Source organism: uncultured Flavobacterium sp., assembly GCF_963925415.1.
Lineage (GTDB): Bacteria > Bacteroidota > Bacteroidia > Flavobacteriales > Flavobacteriaceae > Flavobacterium.
This window is the reverse complement of record NZ_CAWUTS010000110.1, coordinates 13,019-31,270: the sequence shown is the minus strand read 5'-3', so window position 1 is coordinate 31,270 and position 18,252 is coordinate 13,019. Positions and strand designations below refer to the sequence as shown.

Below are 18,252 nucleotides of genomic sequence, written 5' to 3'. Positions count from 1 at the left end.
ATATCTTGTTTGGAAATGGCGCCCTTCGGGTGAAGCCAATTCAACAAAAAAAGAAAATGCTATCCGCTATGGTAGCAGTTTGCGTGTAAAAGACGGAGAATTAGCCGTTTTTGTATACCAACAAAAAGATGGTGCCATGCAAGATTTTATCGTTGGTCCTTATGACCAAACTATAAAAACAGCAAACTTTCCTGTTTTATCAAGTATTGTAGGTTTGGCTTTTGGTGGTGCTTCACCTTTTCAAGCTGAAATCTATTTTATTAATCTTGCTGGAAATGTGTCAATAAAATTTGGCATTCCATATTTCAATATAACTGATTCAAGGTTGCCAGATTTTCCTGTTCCTATGTCTGTTCGTGGTCAAATAATCTTCAATATTACAGATTACAAGTTGTTTATTAAAAACACTCGATTAATCAATTTTGAATTAGATGATTTCAAGAACTTAATTAAATCGGCTGTTACAAGTAGTGTGAAATCTGGTGTGATGAATATAAACAGAACCAATCCGTTAAATTTGGTTCAGATTGAGGAAAACCTTGATTTCATTAATGAGACGCTAAAAGCCAAATTGAAAGATACTTTTTCAGATGATTTCGGTGTTAATTTGAAAAGATTCGATATTGATTCTCTCGAGATGGACCAGGAAAGTGAAGGGTATAAAAAACTTCTTAAAGTTACAAGGGATCAACAGGAGAAGACATATACCGCTCAAACTGATGTTAGTATTAAGAATATGTCGGACATGCAGAGCATTAATGCTTTGAATATGGAAGAAACGTTACGTGTTCAAAGAGAAGAGGCACAAAGAGCACAAAAACTTCAAACCGAAACCAACTTTATGGGAGCTCATGCTTTAAACCAACAAACAGATGTTTTAAAAACTGGAGCAGAAAGTCTTGGTCAGATGGGAAATATCGGTGGTGGCGGTGGCGGAATGAATCCCGCAGGAATGATGACAGGTATGATGATGGGAGGTGCAATGGGTAATCAAATGGCAGGTATGATGAATAATATGGGCCAAAATATGCAGCAGCAGCAAAATACACCACCTCCACCACCAAAAATCGCTTATAGTGTTTCCATAAACGGTCAAACATCGGGTCCTTTCAATTTGCAGGAATTACAGCAAATGGTTCAAAATGGACAACTTCAACAAAATACTCACGTTTGGAAACAAGGTATGTCGGGTTGGGAAGTAGCAGGAAGTGTTCAAGAACTTGCAAATTTATTTGGCACAGTTCCACCTCCACCACCTCCAACTTCACAAAATATATAAAATAAATAAAAAAATAATTATTATTAATATTTATAAATAACATATTATGAACAAAGTATTTAAAGTAAATTTTTTAAACCAATTAAAGGGGTTTTCGAGTAAAAATCTTGAATTAAATTCTGATCAAATTATTTATACTACTAAATTTTTATGGCTTTTTAGTCACGAATTTAAATTACCATGGGGCTTAGGATGGCTAGCAGAAATATTACGCGGTGAGTGTAAAAAATTAAATATTCCAAAAATAATTTATTTTGATTCTAGCATTACAATTCTAGGAACTAAAATTTCTACAGGTTATAAAGCTGGAGGTGGTGATAATAGTAATATTGATTTTATATTTAATAGACAAGAAGAAGTATTAACGCTAAAGCAACATATTTTAGAGCACGGAGGAGTTATTGGAGTAAATGATTTAAATGGTAAAAAAATTAAATCCCTATTTCCTTTATTTAATCCAAAAAGATGGCTCTCTTACCGGGAAATTATTATTATTAGTGAAGAGGGTATTGGGCATACAAAAAAATCTTGGTTTAAAACAAGAAATTCGTTTTTGCCATATGAATCTATTAATATGTACTGCTATAATGGAATTTTGAATAAGGATGTACTTTTATTGGGTGATACAACAATTAGTTTAGATGAGAAACTTTCAAATACCAATAATGAAAAGCTGAAAAAAATTCTTCTTGAAAAAGGGGTGACATCGACAGAAGGGCGCAAATACCTTCCAGCTCTTTTGAGCTTTAAAAGAGGCCTTTCACCTGATGTTTTAATTGCAACTGAAAAAGGTATTTTGTTTAAGTCTAAAAAATTAATTGGAGGACAGTCAAATGTTTTTCTAAATTATGATGAAATTTCAAAATTTAAAAAACATGGTTGGTATAAAATTTTTGCTCCAATCTCCATTGAAGGATGTAGAGCAGACGCAAGAAAAGGAGAAGGGCGTGATGTTAATATTATGATTGAAGGAATTGCGTTTTATAGATGGTGTACATTATTATTATTCAATGGATCACTTAAATCAACATTAAAATCAAAATGCTCATAAAAATAATACAAACATGAATGATGATAGTTTTTTTTCAATCAATAGATTAGTAGAATTCGGAATGGGTATTACAGTTGCACAGCAAATGGTTAAGACCATGAATAGTGCAATGTCTAATATGCACTTTCCGGGTTCTATGAATCCGATGCAAACAGCAGCACCTCAATTTTATTACGCAATGATAGACGGCAATCAAGCTGGTCCTTTTTCGGAACAGGAGTTATCTCGTTTAATTGCCGAAAAAAAAGTTGTTAAGGAGACTTATATTTGGAAGCCAGGTATACCAAAGTGGGAAATAGCTGAAAAATTGCCTGAAATACTAAAACTGGTTGCATTAGCACCACCAACATTCAAACAAAACCCATGAGATTATGAAAATAAATTTTATACAAACCATTATAGCCATAGCGTTGAGTTTACTTATAGCTTATGGCTTTTATAGTTTTCACGATAGTGAAAATAAAATACTTTTAAGTCTAGGTAGTTTTGCATTTCTTGCGACAGCATTAGTAATGACTATCGCAGCAAGTTTTGAACTTCCGAAAACAACGACTAATATTAGAGTTGTTTCTGGTATTTTCTTTGTGATTACCTTGACTAGTAACCTGATTTTTACCTTTATTAATTTTTCTGTTCCAAGTTATGTCATTATTAATGGAATTTTATTGTTAGTTTTTATTTTGATTGCTTACTCAATAAACAAAGCAAAACAATAGCCAATGCCTCGTAGTCAAGCACATTTGCAGGTCGCACCAGTCAGCGCTAAAACCAAAACCTGCAAAAGAGCTTGCCTACCCAAACGAACGACAGACAGAAAAGATGCAGCAAAAATGAAAGTAGAATATCGAAGGACAAGAACGGCCAACTTGTAACACGGGCTAAAAGCCAACGGGTAGATAGTGGTAATTTGAAGGTTATTGCAACTAATAAACCTTATCGTAAATTGACAGTTTTGTGATTCGGAATGCACGCCAAATCTTAACCCTAAATCGATATAAATGATTATTTTTCCTTGGCTGAAGGTTTAGATGAATTACCCTCTTTACTACAAGAAAAGTCATTATTGGCTATACTGATAGAAAAAGAAAACTATACAGAAACAACAATATATTAAGAAAAGCTAGATTTTTTTTATGGTTTTCAAACTATTTCATCCATGCATTGGAATTACTTATAGATTCTCATAATAATGAAATGATTGCAGAATTTATTGTTAGTCAATCAATTTCTACAATTGAGGACGATAATAATGTTGATACGGATGATTGGATACAAGACATCACTTTAGAGCTAATTGAAAATCTATATAACATAGACATCAAAGACTATGATTATGAATGTGAAATTGATGGAGACTATTTTGGTCAAGCTAATTCAATGGGTTATGATTATAAACAGTATTCACAAGATGTCATTGATGCTATAATATAAATTAAATAAAAATGGAAAATGTAGATGTATATTTAACAAAATGGAACACTTTTTTTGAAGAATGGAAAAAAAACCCAAAAGTAACGTTTAAAGAGGATAAGGTTTGGAGCAAACATAAGGGTAAGGTTAAATCAGATACTAAAAAAAAAGACACCAAATTAGAATATGATGTATTACCTCAACCTTATTTAGGAAATATTACAAATCACTCTGTTATTACTTTAAATTTAAATCCTTGTAGAACAAAACAAGAAAAAAGTGTAAAAGAGTTTAAAAAAAATTTAGATAAATTTAATAATGCTTCTACTTATTATGAATATGCTAAAGATTTTCCTACCTATGACATTGGTTTTTGGCAAGATCAAGCAAATTGGTTTAAGAGAATGTTCATAGAGAGAATGGAATTTGATATTTATAAAAAACCATTTGCTATTGAAATTTGTCCTTGGAATTCAGAATCTTGGTTAGCTCTTAAAATTAATGAAGAAATTGTCAATTATCTGGATGAAAACGTTTTTACTGTTATAGAAAAAGCAATAAAGGATTCTGACATCAAAATAGTTTTTTCAGTAGGAAAGGCCTATTATGATATTTTTAATCACAAAAAAAGTTGTTTCAAAAAAATTGAAGAATTTACTAAATCTCAAAAAAATGGCCCTTTTGATTTAGATATTCATTCAGAAGATCAAGATCTTAAATCAAAAATAATAGTAATTTGGCCCAAAAAACAAACGAAAAATACAAATCCTAGATATGTAAATAGAAGCTTTTCATTTTGGAAAAAAAATAACGTAACATACTTTAATACATGGAGCCCAGGTTCAAATAATCCTCCCAGCAGAGATTTTATTGAGATTGAAAGTGAATTAATTAAAAAATACTTAAAATAATGACATAATAAACTAACAAAAGGCAAAAAATTATACAAAATACACTGTTTAAGGTGTTGGAGGAAACTTAAACAAAAAAAATTAGCTAGAAGACAAGATCAACATGATTATTTTCCGATACAGAAATTAGCAAAAATGTTACCCAATAATTCATCATTTGAAACTTGCCCTGTAATTTCGCCAAAATGAAATAAGGCTTGACGGATGTCGATAGCCATTAAATCAGAAGATAAATTATGATTCATACCAAAACGAACTTTAGTAATTTCTTCTAAAGCTTTTATTAAGGAGTCGTAATGACGGGTATTGGTAACTATTGTTTCATTATTGCGTAATGCTCCTGTGTTTACAAAAGAGAGTAGGGTTGTTTTTAATTCATCTATGCCTATTTTTTCTTTAGCACTTAAAAACACTATGTGATCTATAATAAGTTGTATGCTATTTTTTTGTTCAGTTGAAGTCACATCAGCTTTATTGGCTACAACCACAACTGGTTTTTGAGGAAATTTATTTTTTATTTTTTCAATTTCTATTTTTAAATTATTTAATTGACTTACAGTACACTGCGTACTGTCTATTAAATACAAAACAACTTGTGCTTGTTCAATTTTTTCAAAGGTTTTTTGGATTCCTAAGCCCTCTATAACATCGCTTGTTTCTCTAATACCCGCAGTGTCAATAAACCTAAATCCAATACCTTCAATAACCAATTCGTCTTCAATAGTGTCACGTGTTGTTCCTGCGATGTCAGAAACAATTGCACGTTCTTCGTTCAATAAGGCATTTAGTAAGGTAGATTTTCCCACATTTGGTTCGCCTACAATCGCAACAGGAATTCCGTTTTTTATAACATTACCCACAGCAAATGAATCAATTAATCGTTTTAAAACAAATTCGATTCGGTTTAATAATTCAGCAAATTGTTTTCGGTCTGCAAATGCCACATCTTCTTCGGCAAAATCGAGTTCCAACTCAATTAGTGAGGCAAAATTCAGCAATTCTTCTCTAAGTTTTGCAATTTCGTTGCTAAAGCCTCCACGCATTTGTTGCATAGCAATTTGATGACTGGCTTCATTATCTGAAGATATTAAATCGGCAACAGCTTCTGCTTGAGACAAATCAAGTTTTCCATTTAAAAAAGCGCGTAAAGTAAACTCACCTGCTTGTGCCATTTTTGCTCCTTTGCGAAGTAAGAGTTGTATGATTTGCTGTTGTATGAATGTAGACCCATGGCACGAAATTTCTACTACATCTTCACCCGTATATGAATAGGGATTTTTAAAAATAGAAATCAAAACCTGATCGTATACTTTTCCATTATCAACCACATGGCCCAAATGAATGGTATGGGTTTTTTGATTGCTTATTTCTTTACCCGAAACTGATTCAAAAACACTTGAAGCTATAGTTATGGCTTCATTTCCTGATAGTCTTATTATGGCAACAGCTCCTGCACCCGATGGGGTTGCTAATGCTACAATGGTTTCTTGATTTATCATAGGGTAAAGTTAATGCAATTAATTTTTATCTGAAATACTAGTGTTTATTTAATTGAAGTAACAATTCAGTTAAATTCGTTTTTATGGGTTCTTATATAAGCAACAATCAAGTCCACTATATCTTCTGTTTGTTCTTCATTAAAGAAAATTTCGTCTAAATCTTCCCAACCCGAAAAAATTTTATCATCCATTTTTGCTAACAGATTGTTTCGTTTGTCTAAATGATCTACATACGAATTTTTGGGAAATAAACCCAAGGCTTTTTCTACTAATAAAGCAGATTTGGGTGCTTTAATTGCAGTATAAGCCGCTTTAATCTCTTGTGCAAAGTTTCCCGACTCACTGCTAAAAAAGTGATTAAAACCACCTTCGTTCATGGCAGCTTCAAAGACATCGATATACACAAAGGTGCGTTCACCATCGGTTAATAAGGTAATATCATTTGAAGTTTGTTTTTTGTCCCAAATAGAGGTTCCTACTGCTTCTATGATTTCGATTTCGTCTGTTAAGGCTAGGATTTTGTCAATATTGCTCATGTTTTATATTTTTTCTTGTAATGCTTTTATTTCATCTCTTAATCGGGCAGCCTGCATAAAATCGAGTTCCTTAGCTGCTTTTTCCATGGCTTTTCTTTTTTCCCGAATTTTCTTTTCTATTTCAGGTTTGGATAAATAGTTGCTTTCAGGTTCAGCCGCTTTGTATTCTAAATTATCATAATATTGTGTCGAAACTGAGTTGCCACTCAATACATTTCCTAAACTCTTATTCAAAGCCATGGGAACCAAACCATTTTTAAGGTTATAAGCGGTTTGTTTTTCTCTTCTATAGGTAGTTTCATCCATAGTTTTTTGCATGCTCTTGGTTATTTTATCTGCATATAATATGGCTTTTCCGTTTACGTTTCGAGCAGCACGACCTACAGTTTGAGTAAGTGAGCGGTGACTTCTTAAAAACCCTTCTTTATCTGCATCTAAAATAGCGACTAAAGATACTTCGGGTAAATCCAATCCTTCACGCAATAAATTTACACCAATTAATACATCAAAAATACCTTTTCGTAAATCCTGCATAATCTCTACCCGTTCCAAAGTGTCTACATCACTGTGAATGTAGCGGCAACGTATAGCAACTTTGGTTAAATATTTGGTCAGCTCTTCTGCCATTCTTTTGGTTAAAGTTGTTATTAAAACCCGTTCATCTTTTTCGCAACGAAGCTGAATTTCTTCAATTAAATCGTCAATTTGGTTTAAGCTGGGTCGAACTTCTATAATAGGGTCTAATAGACCCGTAGGACGAATTACTTGTTCTACATAAACACCTTCACATTTTTCCAATTCGTAATCAGCAGGAGTAGCTGAAACATAAATAACTTGGTTTTGTAAACCTTCAAATTCTTCAAATTTTAAGGGTCTATTGTCCATTGCTGCAGGTAAACGAAAGCCATACTCTACAAGGTTTTCTTTTCTGCTTCTGTCACCTCCATACATCGCATGTACTTGTGATAGTGTCACGTGACTTTCATCCACAACCATTAAAAAATCATCTGGAAAATAATCCAACAAACAAAAGGGTCTTGTGCCTGGTAGTCTGCCATCTAAATAACGAGAATAGTTTTCAATTCCAGAACAATAACCCAATTCTCGAATCATTTCTAAATCAAAATTAGTTCGTTCTTCTAGTCTTTTGGCTTCCAAATTTTTTCCTATTTCTCTAAAATATTCCACTTGTTTAACCATGTCTTGTTGAATTTCCCATATTGCACCATTCAACACATCGGGCGAGGTTACAAACATATTGGCAGGATAAATATTTAATTGTTCGTAGCGCTCTATAACTTGCGCCGTACGCGGATCAAAAGCCTCTATTTCTTCGATTTCATCACCAAAAAAGTGAACCCTAAAAGGATCATCGGCATAACTTGGAAAAATTTCAACCGTATCGCCTTTGATTCTAAAAGTACCCGGTGTAAACTCAGCTTCCGTTCTTGAATATAAACTTTGTACTAACTTATGTAATAATTGTGTTCTTGATATGATTTGATTTTTTTCGACCGTTACTACGTTTTTTTGAAATTCAACAGGATTTCCAATTCCGTATAAGCACGAAACAGATGAAATTACAATAATATCTCTGCGACCCGAAAGTAGGGCAGAAGTTGTGCTTAATCGTAGTTTTTCTAACTCTTCATTTATAGATAAATCTTTTTCAATATAAGTGCCTGTTACAGGTATAAAAGCTTCTGGTTGATAATAATCATAATATGATACAAAATATTGTACCGAATTATTTGGAAAAAACTGTTTAAATTCAGAATATAATTGAGCCGCTAAAGTTTTATTATGTGCTAATACGAGTGTTGGTTTTTGAACCTCTTCAATCACATTGGCTACTGTAAAGGTTTTTCCTGACCCAGTAACTCCTAATAAGGTTTGGTATTTTTCGCCATCAAAAATGCCTTTCGAAAGCTTCTCTATGGCTTGTGGTTGATCACCAGTGGGTTTATAATCAGAAACAACTTGAAATTTCATTTATGCGTATGGTTTGGGGATCAAATTTACAATTTATGTTTTTAAATTTATAGAATTATAAGATTCTTTGATTATTTTTTCTTTTGAACACGTGATTTTTTTCTTTCTAAATTTATGCTTTATTTAATCCCAGCATTCCATTAAAAGTAAATCACCTGATTCATGAGTAATAGTAACAATACCGTCTTCTGTTACATGATTGCTACTGCCTGATTTGTAACCCAAGTTTAGCGAGGTGATGTCTAGGGGGTAAAAAAGGTTTGTGGATTTAATTCCGTTTACTTTTCCTATTGGGATTAAAGATATAATACTTTCCTTAGGATACCATTTTTCATACTTAGTTGGGAGTAAAAAAATTTTGGAGTAATCATCTAAAATAACAATTTTAAGCAAATCTCTATATCGTGCAATGTTTGTAATATTAGTAATGGTATGGTCGGCTCTTTTTCCTGTTGCCCATACGACATTCGCAGCAGGAATTTTTCGTGTTATTAGGTAATCAAAGGCTTTTTCTAAATCGGTTTTGTTTTGGTTGGGTTTATGTACAATTTCGATGGGAAATTGACTCTCCTTATAATGTAAAACATCAAATCCTCTGTCAAAATCTCCTAACAGCACATCTACTTTAATACCCAATTCCAAAACGCGTTCTATGGCTGAATCTAAAACGATAACAAGTGGAGACCATTCTAATAATTGACCTAATAATTCTTCACTGCAAGCAGCACCATTAGCAATAATTAATGCAGGTTCTTGATCATCTCTAACGATGTGATGTGAAGACATTTGATTGTGTAATTTAAATTATGAATTATGATTTTAAAATCATTGCACAATATACGAATTTACATCAGTTTCAGATACACTAAAATAACCAAATACAAAATTATTTGAATTGGTTTGGTTGACAAAATTACCTCGTAATGTTGCTGGAGGAGTACTAAAAGGACTCCCGCCATTTCCGCCAGACAAACTCAACAGAATGTTTAAATAATTAAAATAACGCTCTGAAATGCCATGTAAAGTAAAAGTCAATTCGTCACCAACTTCCATTTTTTCATTGGTATATAAACCAAACATTTGATTGCCTTGAAAAAAATTATCGTCATTTACATCATATTCGGGCAATTGACTAAAATTTGAATTGAATTGATAGAAATAAAAATTATGAACAGCTGCATCATCCTGAAAAAAGAATTTTATTTCGATTTCAGTTCCTAAAAAACCACCATTTTCAGTTTGTCCTACAGAATCTATTATGGGAACGGCAGTTAGTTTTTCTGTCGCAGTATAGGTTTCGCCATTATGCATAACGGTTAAAACATAAGTTTCATTAATAACAGGGTTAAAGTTACTGCAAAAATACTCACCAGTTCCTATGTTTTCTATGAATGAATAAGTGTTTGAACTGTCTGTTATAAAAACAGTAGCTCCAGAAACTACTGGAATTGTAGTTGAATAAAAATCTGTAGTTGTTGAAATTTTGATTTTTTGTTCATTGCCAATTGTTCCTTTTTTCCATATAATAGAGGCTTCAATTACCAATCTCGGGTTATCGGTATTTAATTCAATATCAACCACATCTTCACAACTTATGCAACTTATTATAACGAATATAATAAGCACTATAAATGTTACAATTTTATAAATGAATTTTATCATGAATTTAAAATTTAAAATTATATGTTATACTAGGAACGATTCCAAATATTGATAATCTAACAGCTTCGTTATTTCCTGTATCTTGATTTTGTCTAAAGCTTATGGATGCAGCATTTTTTCGGCTGTATAAATTATATATTCCAAAAACCCATTCGCCCTTTATTTTTTTGCCTTCATTATTTTTAGGGGTCATTGTCGCAGATAAATCTAAACGATGATAGATTGGTAAATTAGCACTGTTTCTTTCGCTATAACTAGGTATGGTAAGGCCTAAATATTCATATTGACCGTTAGGATATGTTATAGGTTGACCTGTTTGCAAAGTAAAAATACTACCAAAACTCCATTTACTGTTTAATTCATACATACCGGTTACCGATAGATTGTGGGTTTTGTCCCAACCTGTCTTGTACCAATTTCCATTGTTAATGCCAATTTCATCTGCAGTTCTTCCTGCGGTTTGCTGTTCAGAACGCGATAAAGTGTAAGAAATCCATCCACTTAATTTACCTTCGTTTTTTCGCATTAACACTTCTAAACCATATGCTCGTGCTTTTCCTCCTAATACAACTTGTTCAATGGCATTATTGGCTATCAAATCGGCACCATCAATATAATCCAATCGGTTTTGAATGTCTTTGTAAAACGATTCTATTTCAAAAGTGTAGGTTCCGTTATTAAAATTTCTAAAATAACCCATGGCAAATTGATCTAAAATTTGAGGTTTAAGAAAGTTGTCACTGGGCGCCCAAACGTCTAATGGAGTAGGTGACTGTGTGTTGGAAATTAAATGTAGGTACTGACTCATTCTGTTGTAGCTTAATTTTAACGATTGTTTATCATCGATGGAATACGATAATGCTAATCGGGGTTCAAGATTACCAAATTTTGCAATAACTTCATTAGATCCATACTTCTGAGTTCCAATAGGTGTAGCTTTTTCATAAATTTTTAAATCGGAATTATAATTTACGGCTTGGTTATTTTCATAAACATTAACGTTTTGGCTTCCTAAACGATAAAACATGCTGTAACGAAGCCCATAACTAATTGATAATTTATCAGAAATAGACTGCTCAGCATCTATATAAATGGCTGGTTCAAAAGCATGCTTTTTATCCAATTGGTAAGCGTTTATGCCCGATTCTGCATTTGTAGGTTCAATTTTACCTGGGTTAAAATCATAATAAACGGTATTGATTCCATAGGTAAGTTTGGTTTTATCGTTTAAATAATGTTTAAAATCGTATTTAAAATTATAATTTTTAATACCGCTATCCCAATTAAAACCAATAAAATCAAGGGTTAATCCATAATAGTAATCGCTGTAAATTAAAGATGCATTTGAAAATAATTTATTTGAAAACAAATGATTCCATCTAAAATTTAGAACGCTATTACCATAAGTGTTAACAAAGCTTTGATTGAGACTAAAAACATCTCTTCCAAAATAGCCCGAAAGAAAAATGTTGTTGTTCAAATTTACCTTATAACTCAATTTGGTGTTTAAATCATAAAAATAGGCTGAATTATTGTTGTTTGTTAATTTTAAAAATAGGTGCGCATACGAACTTCTACCTCCAATTAAAAAGGACCCCTTTTCTTTAACGATTGGTCCTTCTGCTAAAATACGACTTGAAATGAGACCAATTCCGCCATTAAAATGAAACTGGTTGCTGTTGCCTTCTTTTTGGTATATATCTAATACTGATGCAACTCTACCCCCAAAACGAGCAGGTATGCCACCTTTATATAATTTTAAATCCTTAATAGCATCAGCATTAAAAACTGAAAAGAAACCAAATAAATGAGATGAATTATAAATAGTTGCCTCATCTAAAAGAATTAAATTTTGATCTACAGCACCACCCCGAACATTAAAACCAGATTGCCCTTCACCAGCATTTGTGACTCCAGGAAGTGTTAAAATAGATTTTAATATATCTACTTCACCTAAAATGGCAGGCATTTTTTTAATGGTATTGATAGATAATTTATTAACACTCATTTCTGGACTTTTAATATTGATTTTGTTAGGCGTATCGGTCACTACAATTTCTTGTAATATTTGTTCACTTTCGATTAGTGAAAAGTTTTTTTTAATGTTTTCATTCAATTCAATTGATGTGGTATAGTCGGTATATCCCAAGTAACTAATTCGAATAGAATACGTACCTTTGGGTAGTGTTATGGAATAAAAACCATATTCATTTGTAGAAGTACCTGTTTTTAATTCTTCAACAATTAGGGCAACACCTATTAAGGTTTCATTGTTGTTTTTATCAGTAATTATTCCACTTAAAGTAAATTTTTCTTGTGTAAATGAAAATAAACTAAAAAGTAAAAAACTTATAGTAAAAATGCGTCTAAATATCATGGCATAAATTTTGAATAACAAAATTGATAATATAATTTTAAATTATTCTTTATCAAATGTTAATTTGTGGTTAATTGCAAATAATAATTTTAATTTTACCAAACAAATAAAACAAATAAAACAAATGCAAAAATTATTTCTTTTTATTTTTCTTATTGCCGTTTCATTTTTAATGAAAGCACAGCCCGAAAACTCAAAAAAAATTGGAGAATTAAAATTAGCAAATTATACAGTTCCTACTTTTGAAGATTTACCTAAAATAGAGTTGCCAAAAGCAACAATTGGCTATAAAAGTGTTTTTTTACAAAAAGAAGACAATTATTTAAATAAGTTTACTTTTGAAAAAAATGAAAAAGTAAAATCTATTATGGTACAACCAGATCAAGGTTATGATTTTAATGAAGACAGAAAGAAGGCTTTAAATAAAATAATAAAAGAAGATAAAACAGGGAATCAAAAAACCCAGTATTTAGGAGAGTTTAGTGTAAAGTCAGACTTGATTAAAGTAATGTGCCGCGATCATCAAGAACCTGATGGTGATGTAGTTTCTATTTTGGTTAATAATAAAGTTGTTGTGCAAAGCATAACTTTAGAAGGTGGATTTAAAACTTTTTATTTAAATCTTGAAAAAGGAACAAATTACATTGATTTTTTAGCTTTAAACCAAGGACTATCGGGTCCAAATACCGCTGCATTTGTTATTTTTGATGAATTTGGAAATAAAATAGCTTCAAGTCAGTGGAATTTAAACACTGGTGTTAAAGCCAGTTTAGTTATGATGAATAAAAGCGAAAATAGCGAATAGGAGTATAGGTGTTGTAATAAAAAAGTCATTAAATTAGTTAGACCTAATTTAATGACTTTTTTATTATTCGCTGCTTTGAGATGGCTGGAAATTTGTAACCGCTCATTTTTCAGCTTAACGAAAACTTAATGCGAAACGGTAATTCTACTAAATTCCAGCTATATCAAAACAGCTGTTACCAGCCGTTTATTTTTTTATAAATTCAAATATTTTATTTGCAATTTCATTTTGTCCACTTTCGCTTGTAATATAAGTTTTGTCATTTTCGTTTGATAAATAACCAACTTCTAATAATAATGCTGGACATTTTGAGTTTTTGATTACAAAAAAGTTTGCTTCTTTAACTTCTCCTTTAGCAAGTTTCTCATTCGAGATTTTATCAACTAAATTTTTTGCGCTTTCCATTGATTTATCATAAAAATCATTTTGTTTTGAAACGTAAGCATTAACTCCGTTTTCTTTCAAATTTTTGGATGCGTTTATGTGTAAAGAAATTAGCAAACTTGGATTAATTTTGTTAATTCTTGCTACTCTTTCGCTTAATTCAATAAAACTATCATTTTCTCGAAGCAAAACGATTTCAATTTCACCTTTTCCATTCAGTAAACTTATTTTATTCGCAATATTTTCTACAATTTTTTTTTCAAGTTCTCCTCCAATTTGTGCTCCAAAATCTTTTCCTCCGTGACCTGCATCAATTACAATTATTTTTTTGTCATTCAATGGTTTGAAACCAAAAGATAAAAAAATTGTCAAAATACCTAAAACTGCTAAGAATTTCATTTTGTTTTTCATAATGTCTAATTTTAAATTATTTATGTTAATTATTATTATTTACAAACGTTTTTTTTACCGAAATGTTGTGATTAAATGACTGGTATTAATTTAGTTGAGCTAGTATGTTGTTAAATGTAACACTTGGCCTCATGGCTTTATCGGTTAACTCAAAGTTAGGGTGATAATACCCACCTATGATTTGAGGTTTTCCTTGCGCAGCAATTAACTCGGTGTTGATTTGGTTTTCATTGTTTTTTAAGGCTGTTGCAATAGGAGTAAAGATGGCTTTTAAACCGGCATCTTTGTCTTGCTTTACTAATTCTTGTGCCCAATATAGAGCTAAGTAAAAATGTGAGCCCCTGTTGTCAAGTTGGCCTATTTTTCTTGCAGGTGATTTGTTGTTTTGTAAAAACAATTCGGTAGCTTCATCTAATGTTTCAGACAAAATTAATGCTTTTGGATTATTAAAAACAGTGCCTAAATGTTCATAAGAAACGCCTAGTGCTAAAAATTCTCCTAAAGAATCCCATCTCAAATAACCTTCTTCAATAAATTGTTCAATGTGTTTAGGAGCAGAACCTCCAGCACCTGTTTCAAACAATCCACCACCATTCATTAAAGGAACTATAGAAAGCATTTTTGCAGATGTACCTACTTCTAAAATGGGAAACAAATCAGTTAAATAATCACGTAAAACATTTCCTGTAACAGATACGGTATCGAGTCCCTTTACTATTCGTTCAAATGAAAATGTAGTAGCGTTAATCGGATTCATAATGCTTATTTCCAAACCAGTTGTGTCATAGTTTTTTAAATATAAAACAACTTTTTCAATAATTTGTCTATCATGAGCTCTGTTTTCGTCTAACCAAAAAACTGTTGGAACACCAGTTGCTCGAGCTCTATTTACGGCTAACTTGACCCAGTCTTGAATAGGAGCATCCTTTACTTGACACATTCTAAAAATATCACCAGTCTCTACAACTTGATCCATTATTAGCTTGCCGTTTGCATCTTTAACTTTAACAATACCATTTGCTGATATTTGAAATGTTTTGTCATGAGATCCGTATTCCTCTGCTTTTTGAGCCATTAAGCCTACGTTAGAAACGCTACCCATAGTTTTTGGATCTAATGCTCCATTAACCTTGCAAAAATCAATTGTGGCTTGATAAACTCCCGCATAGCAACGGTCTGGAATTATCGCTTTTGTATCGACTGATTTCCCATCTTTATTCCACATTTGGCCTGAGTTGCGTATCATAGCAGGCATAGATGCATCAACAATAACATCAGAGGGAACATGTAAATTGGTAATTCCTTTATCTGAATTTACCATGGCTAATGCAGGTCCATTTTGTATTGCTTCTGTTAAAGAAGCTTCTACTTCTGCTTGTTTTTTATGACCTTGAATTTTGTTATATATATCACCTAATCCATTTTTGGTATCAACACCCAATTCTTTAAATAGATCGGCATATTTTAAAAAAACTTTTGCAAAAAAAACTTCAACAAAAGCACCAAAAATCAAAGGGTCAGAAATTTTCATCATAGTAGCTTTCAAGTGTACGGAGAACAAAACGTCTTTTGTTTTAGCATCTGCAACTTGATCTGTAATAAATTTCTTTAAAGAACTCATATTCATCACTGATGAATCAATAATTTCACCTGATTTTAAAGGAGAAGTTGTTTTTAGTATTTTGGTTGAACCATCTGCACCTTCAAATTCAATTGAAAAATTTCCATCCTCTTTTATGGTGATTGATTTTTCAGTACCATAAAAATCTCCATTTTTCATATGAGACACGTGTGTTTTAGAATCAGAAGACCAAGCCCCCATGGTGTGCGGATGTGCTTTTGCGTAATTTTTTACAGCTTTTGGTGCACGTCTGTCTGAGTTTCCTTCTCGTAAAACGGGGTTTACCGCAGATCCTAAAACCTTTGCGTAAGTAGCTTTTATTGCTCTTTCTTCGTCTGTTTTGGCATCTTCGGGTAAATTGGGTATTTTGTATCCTTGTGATTGTAATTCTGCGATAGCTTCTTTTAACTGGGGAACTGAAGCTGATATATTGGGTAGTTTTATAATATTAGCTTCGGGTTGTGTTGCTAATAGACCGAGTTCTGAAAGGGAATCTGCTACTTTTTGATCTTCTTTTAAATAGCTTGGAAAGTTGGATAAAATTCGGCCTGCTAATGATATATTTCTTGTTTCTAAATCAATATTTGCAGGTTTTGAAAAAGCTTGAACTATTGGCAAAAATGAATACGTTGCTAACATTGGGGCTTCATCAGTAATTGTATAAATTATTTTTGTTGACATTAAAAAAGTGATTTTAGTTATGAAAGCTTAGGGAACTCAATACATGTAATTTAAATATTTTGAGCCTCGCAAATATAAGAAAACTCATCCTAACTGCATGTGTTTTTAATCGAAAACGATTGAATTGACATATTCGTGATTTTTAGCTGTAATATTAAGAAATTGATAATTTATATAAATAACGTATCAAAAAAAATCCCAATCATGTAATTTTTACGATTGGGATTTTATTATATAAAAGTATGATACTATTTTTTGTATCTTCTTTCTTTAATTTTTGCTTTTTTACCAGTAAGTTCTCTGAAGTAGAAAATACGAGCTCTACGTACTTTACCTCTTTGATTTACTTCAACTTTTTGTAAAGCTGGCATGTTTACAGGGAAGATACGTTCAACACCTATAGCACCTGACATTTTACGTATTGTAAAAGTTTCTGTTGCACCCGAACCTCTTCTTTGGATTACTACTCCTTTGAAAAACTGAGTTCTAGTTTTTTCACCCTCTTTAATTTCATAATACACAGTGATTGTATCACCAGCAGTAAAAACAGGAAAATCTTTTTTTGTAACAAATTCGTTATTAACGAAATCAACTAAATTTGACATAATTGTATAAATAAATATTTTGAACCTGAGCAACATTCACGAATTTCGTCAGAGGTTGGTCAAATATGGGTGCAAAAATACAAAAAAAGTTCAATTTTACAAGTCATTTGTAAAAAAATAATAATTGTATTAATAGGTTTTTTTTAAGCCTTTTTTTTGGTTAGGTTTTACCTTAAATTTATTCTAATAAATCAGGTCTTCTGTTTCGAGTGTGCTCCAATGCTTTTTCTTCGCGCCACTTATCAATTTCAGGAAAATTGCCACTCAATAAAATATCTGGAACTTTCAACCCTTTATATTCAGCTGGCCTTGTATATATTGGGGGAGAAAGTAAATTGTCTTGAAAGCTATCTGTCAATGCAGAAGTTTCATCAGACAAAACACCGGGAATCAATCTAATAATAGCATCGCAAAATACAATGGCACCTATTTCACCACCACTAAGAACGTAATCTCCAATAGAAATTTCTTTAGTTATATGTAAATCTCTTACACGCTGATCTACTCCTTTATAATGTCCACATAAAATAATAATATTCTCATACATGGACATGGTGTTGGCCATTTTTTGATTCAAAGTTGCTCCATCAGGAGTCATATATATAATATCATCGTACGTTCTTTGCGATTTTAAATGCATGATGCAATCATCTATGGGTTGAATGTTCATAACCATTCCTGCACCACCTCCGTATTGATAGTCATCTACACTTTTTTGTCTGTTTGTTGTATAGTTTCTAAGGTTATGATAATGAACTTCTACCAGTTTTTTTTCAATGGCACGTTTCATAATAGAACCTTCAAACGGACTTTTTAGTAAATCGGGTAAAACGGTTATGATATCAATTCGCATAGTATTGGGGTTGCAATATTTAAAAAAGCAAAGTTACAAAGTTTCTAGCGCTACAACTAATTAATACCTTAATTGTATTATTTACGTTGAAAATAACGTTTAGGCTTATTTGTAAAGTTTAGAATTAAAAATACTAAAAAAAATCACTAAATTTGCACTTTAAATTTAAATTAAA

The 18,252-nt window shown here is 31.8% G+C and carries 17 protein-coding genes; 7 read left to right on the top strand and 10 right to left on the bottom strand.

Going from position 1 to position 18,252, the window contains the following annotated elements:
• The 6 genes from AABM47_RS08965 to AABM47_RS08940 all read left to right on the top strand — a co-directional run.
• Window positions 1-1,279: SPFH domain-containing protein (locus AABM47_RS08965; protein ID WP_338410585.1), on the top strand; the 1,279-nt coding region annotated here is incomplete at its 5' end.
• Between the two features lie 46 nt (window positions 1,280-1,325).
• Window positions 1,326-2,330 carry a hypothetical protein gene (locus tag AABM47_RS08960; protein ID WP_338410584.1) on the top strand — a complete coding sequence of 335 codons (1,005 nt, stop codon included), beginning with the start codon at window positions 1,326-1,328 and terminating at the stop codon, window positions 2,328-2,330.
• A gap of 13 nt (window positions 2,331-2,343) precedes the next feature.
• Entirely contained in the window at window positions 2,344-2,697 is a 354-nt protein-coding gene (locus AABM47_RS08955; RefSeq protein WP_338410583.1) for a DUF4339 domain-containing protein, read from the top strand.
• Between the two features lie 4 nt (window positions 2,698-2,701).
• On the top strand, window positions 2,702-3,046 hold the full coding sequence (locus AABM47_RS08950) for a hypothetical protein (protein WP_338410582.1): 345 nt from the start codon (window positions 2,702-2,704) through the stop codon (window positions 3,044-3,046).
• Window positions 3,047-3,491: 445 nt separating this feature from the next.
• Window positions 3,492-3,761: a hypothetical protein gene (locus tag AABM47_RS08945; protein WP_338410581.1), complete on the top strand. Its 270-nt coding sequence runs from the start codon at window positions 3,492-3,494 to the stop codon at window positions 3,759-3,761.
• 11 nt (window positions 3,762-3,772) lie between these two features.
• Window positions 3,773-4,651 (top strand): hypothetical protein, encoded by an 879-nt coding sequence (locus tag AABM47_RS08940; RefSeq protein WP_338410580.1) that lies wholly within the window; start codon window positions 3,773-3,775, stop codon window positions 4,649-4,651.
• Window positions 4,652-4,758: 107 nt separating this feature from the next.
• Here the strand turns inward: AABM47_RS08940 and mnmE are convergent, their stop codons facing one another.
• The 6 genes from mnmE to AABM47_RS08910 form a co-directional block, all read right to left on the bottom strand.
• Entirely contained in the window at window positions 4,759-6,150 is a 1,392-nt protein-coding gene (gene mnmE, locus AABM47_RS08935; protein ID WP_338410579.1) for a tRNA uridine-5-carboxymethylaminomethyl(34) synthesis GTPase MnmE, read from the bottom strand.
• A 65-nt stretch (window positions 6,151-6,215) separates the two neighbouring features.
• A complete protein-coding gene (locus AABM47_RS08930; RefSeq protein WP_338410578.1) occupies window positions 6,216-6,686 on the bottom strand; it encodes a DUF4375 domain-containing protein in 471 nt (156 codons plus the stop codon).
• Between the two features lie 3 nt (window positions 6,687-6,689).
• Window positions 6,690-8,678: an excinuclease ABC subunit UvrB gene (gene uvrB, locus AABM47_RS08925; protein WP_338410577.1), complete on the bottom strand. Its 1,989-nt coding sequence runs from the start codon at window positions 8,676-8,678 to the stop codon at window positions 6,690-6,692.
• 123 nt (window positions 8,679-8,801) lie between these two features.
• Window positions 8,802-9,464, bottom strand: coding sequence for a thiamine diphosphokinase (locus tag AABM47_RS08920; RefSeq protein ID WP_338410576.1), 663 nt, complete (start codon window positions 9,462-9,464; stop codon window positions 8,802-8,804).
• 39 nt (window positions 9,465-9,503) lie between these two features.
• Window positions 9,504-10,340 (bottom strand): DUF4249 domain-containing protein, encoded by an 837-nt coding sequence (locus AABM47_RS08915; protein ID WP_338410575.1) that lies wholly within the window; start codon window positions 10,338-10,340, stop codon window positions 9,504-9,506.
• Window positions 10,341-10,344: 4 nt separating this feature from the next.
• Window positions 10,345-12,717, bottom strand: coding sequence for a TonB-dependent receptor (locus AABM47_RS08910; RefSeq protein ID WP_338410574.1), 2,373 nt, complete (start codon window positions 12,715-12,717; stop codon window positions 10,345-10,347).
• 124 nt (window positions 12,718-12,841) lie between these two features.
• Between AABM47_RS08910 and AABM47_RS08905 the strand changes: the two genes are divergently transcribed.
• The gene (locus AABM47_RS08905) at window positions 12,842-13,522 is read left to right on the top strand and encodes a hypothetical protein (protein ID WP_338410573.1); all 681 of its coding nucleotides are present in this window, start codon (window positions 12,842-12,844) and stop codon (window positions 13,520-13,522) included.
• Window positions 13,523-13,708: 186 nt separating this feature from the next.
• On the opposite strand, the gene AABM47_RS08900 is transcribed toward AABM47_RS08905, so the two are convergent.
• The 4 genes from AABM47_RS08900 to trmD form a co-directional block, all read right to left on the bottom strand.
• On the bottom strand, window positions 13,709-14,317 hold the full coding sequence (locus AABM47_RS08900; RefSeq protein WP_338410572.1) for an N-acetylmuramoyl-L-alanine amidase: 609 nt from the start codon (window positions 14,315-14,317) through the stop codon (window positions 13,709-13,711).
• A gap of 85 nt (window positions 14,318-14,402) precedes the next feature.
• The gene (locus tag AABM47_RS08895; protein WP_338410571.1) at window positions 14,403-16,619 is read right to left on the bottom strand and encodes an NADP-dependent isocitrate dehydrogenase; all 2,217 of its coding nucleotides are present in this window, start codon (window positions 16,617-16,619) and stop codon (window positions 14,403-14,405) included.
• A gap of 248 nt (window positions 16,620-16,867) precedes the next feature.
• Window positions 16,868-17,224 (bottom strand): 50S ribosomal protein L19, encoded by a 357-nt coding sequence (rplS, locus tag AABM47_RS08890; RefSeq protein ID WP_338410570.1) that lies wholly within the window; start codon window positions 17,222-17,224, stop codon window positions 16,868-16,870.
• Between the two features lie 178 nt (window positions 17,225-17,402).
• The gene (gene trmD / locus AABM47_RS08885) at window positions 17,403-18,077 is read right to left on the bottom strand and encodes a tRNA (guanosine(37)-N1)-methyltransferase TrmD (RefSeq protein ID WP_338410569.1); all 675 of its coding nucleotides are present in this window, start codon (window positions 18,075-18,077) and stop codon (window positions 17,403-17,405) included.
• Window positions 18,078-18,252: the final 175 nt, after the last annotated feature.

What these genes read in the sequence shown, in the direction of transcription:
- AABM47_RS08960 (WP_338410584.1), top strand. Translation starts at nt 1,326, where the DNA reads ATGAACAAAGTATTTAAAGTAAATTTTTTAAACCAATTAAAGGGGTTT.
- AABM47_RS08955 (WP_338410583.1), top strand. Translation starts at nt 2,344, where the DNA reads ATGAATGATGATAGTTTTTTTTCAATCAATAGATTAGTAGAATTCGGA.
- AABM47_RS08950 (WP_338410582.1), top strand. Translation starts at nt 2,702, where the DNA reads ATGAAAATAAATTTTATACAAACCATTATAGCCATAGCGTTGAGTTTA.
- AABM47_RS08940 (WP_338410580.1), top strand. Translation starts at nt 3,773, where the DNA reads ATGGAAAATGTAGATGTATATTTAACAAAATGGAACACTTTTTTTGAA.
- mnmE (WP_338410579.1), bottom strand. Translation starts at nt 6,150, where the DNA reads ATGATAAATCAAGAAACCATTGTAGCATTAGCAACCCCATCGGGTGCA.
- AABM47_RS08930 (WP_338410578.1), bottom strand. Translation starts at nt 6,686, where the DNA reads ATGAGCAATATTGACAAAATCCTAGCCTTAACAGACGAAATCGAAATC.
- uvrB (WP_338410577.1), bottom strand. Translation starts at nt 8,678, where the DNA reads ATGAAATTTCAAGTTGTTTCTGATTATAAACCCACTGGTGATCAACCA.
- AABM47_RS08920 (WP_338410576.1), bottom strand. Translation starts at nt 9,464, where the DNA reads ATGTCTTCACATCACATCGTTAGAGATGATCAAGAACCTGCATTAATT.
- AABM47_RS08915 (WP_338410575.1), bottom strand. Translation starts at nt 10,340, where the DNA reads ATGATAAAATTCATTTATAAAATTGTAACATTTATAGTGCTTATTATA.
- AABM47_RS08910 (WP_338410574.1), bottom strand. Translation starts at nt 12,717, where the DNA reads ATGATATTTAGACGCATTTTTACTATAAGTTTTTTACTTTTTAGTTTA.
- AABM47_RS08905 (WP_338410573.1), top strand. Translation starts at nt 12,842, where the DNA reads ATGCAAAAATTATTTCTTTTTATTTTTCTTATTGCCGTTTCATTTTTA.
- AABM47_RS08900 (WP_338410572.1), bottom strand. Translation starts at nt 14,317, where the DNA reads ATGAAAAACAAAATGAAATTCTTAGCAGTTTTAGGTATTTTGACAATT.
- AABM47_RS08895 (WP_338410571.1), bottom strand. Translation starts at nt 16,619, where the DNA reads ATGTCAACAAAAATAATTTATACAATTACTGATGAAGCCCCAATGTTA.
- rplS (WP_338410570.1), bottom strand. Translation starts at nt 17,224, where the DNA reads ATGTCAAATTTAGTTGATTTCGTTAATAACGAATTTGTTACAAAAAAA.
- trmD (WP_338410569.1), bottom strand. Translation starts at nt 18,077, where the DNA reads ATGCGAATTGATATCATAACCGTTTTACCCGATTTACTAAAAAGTCCG.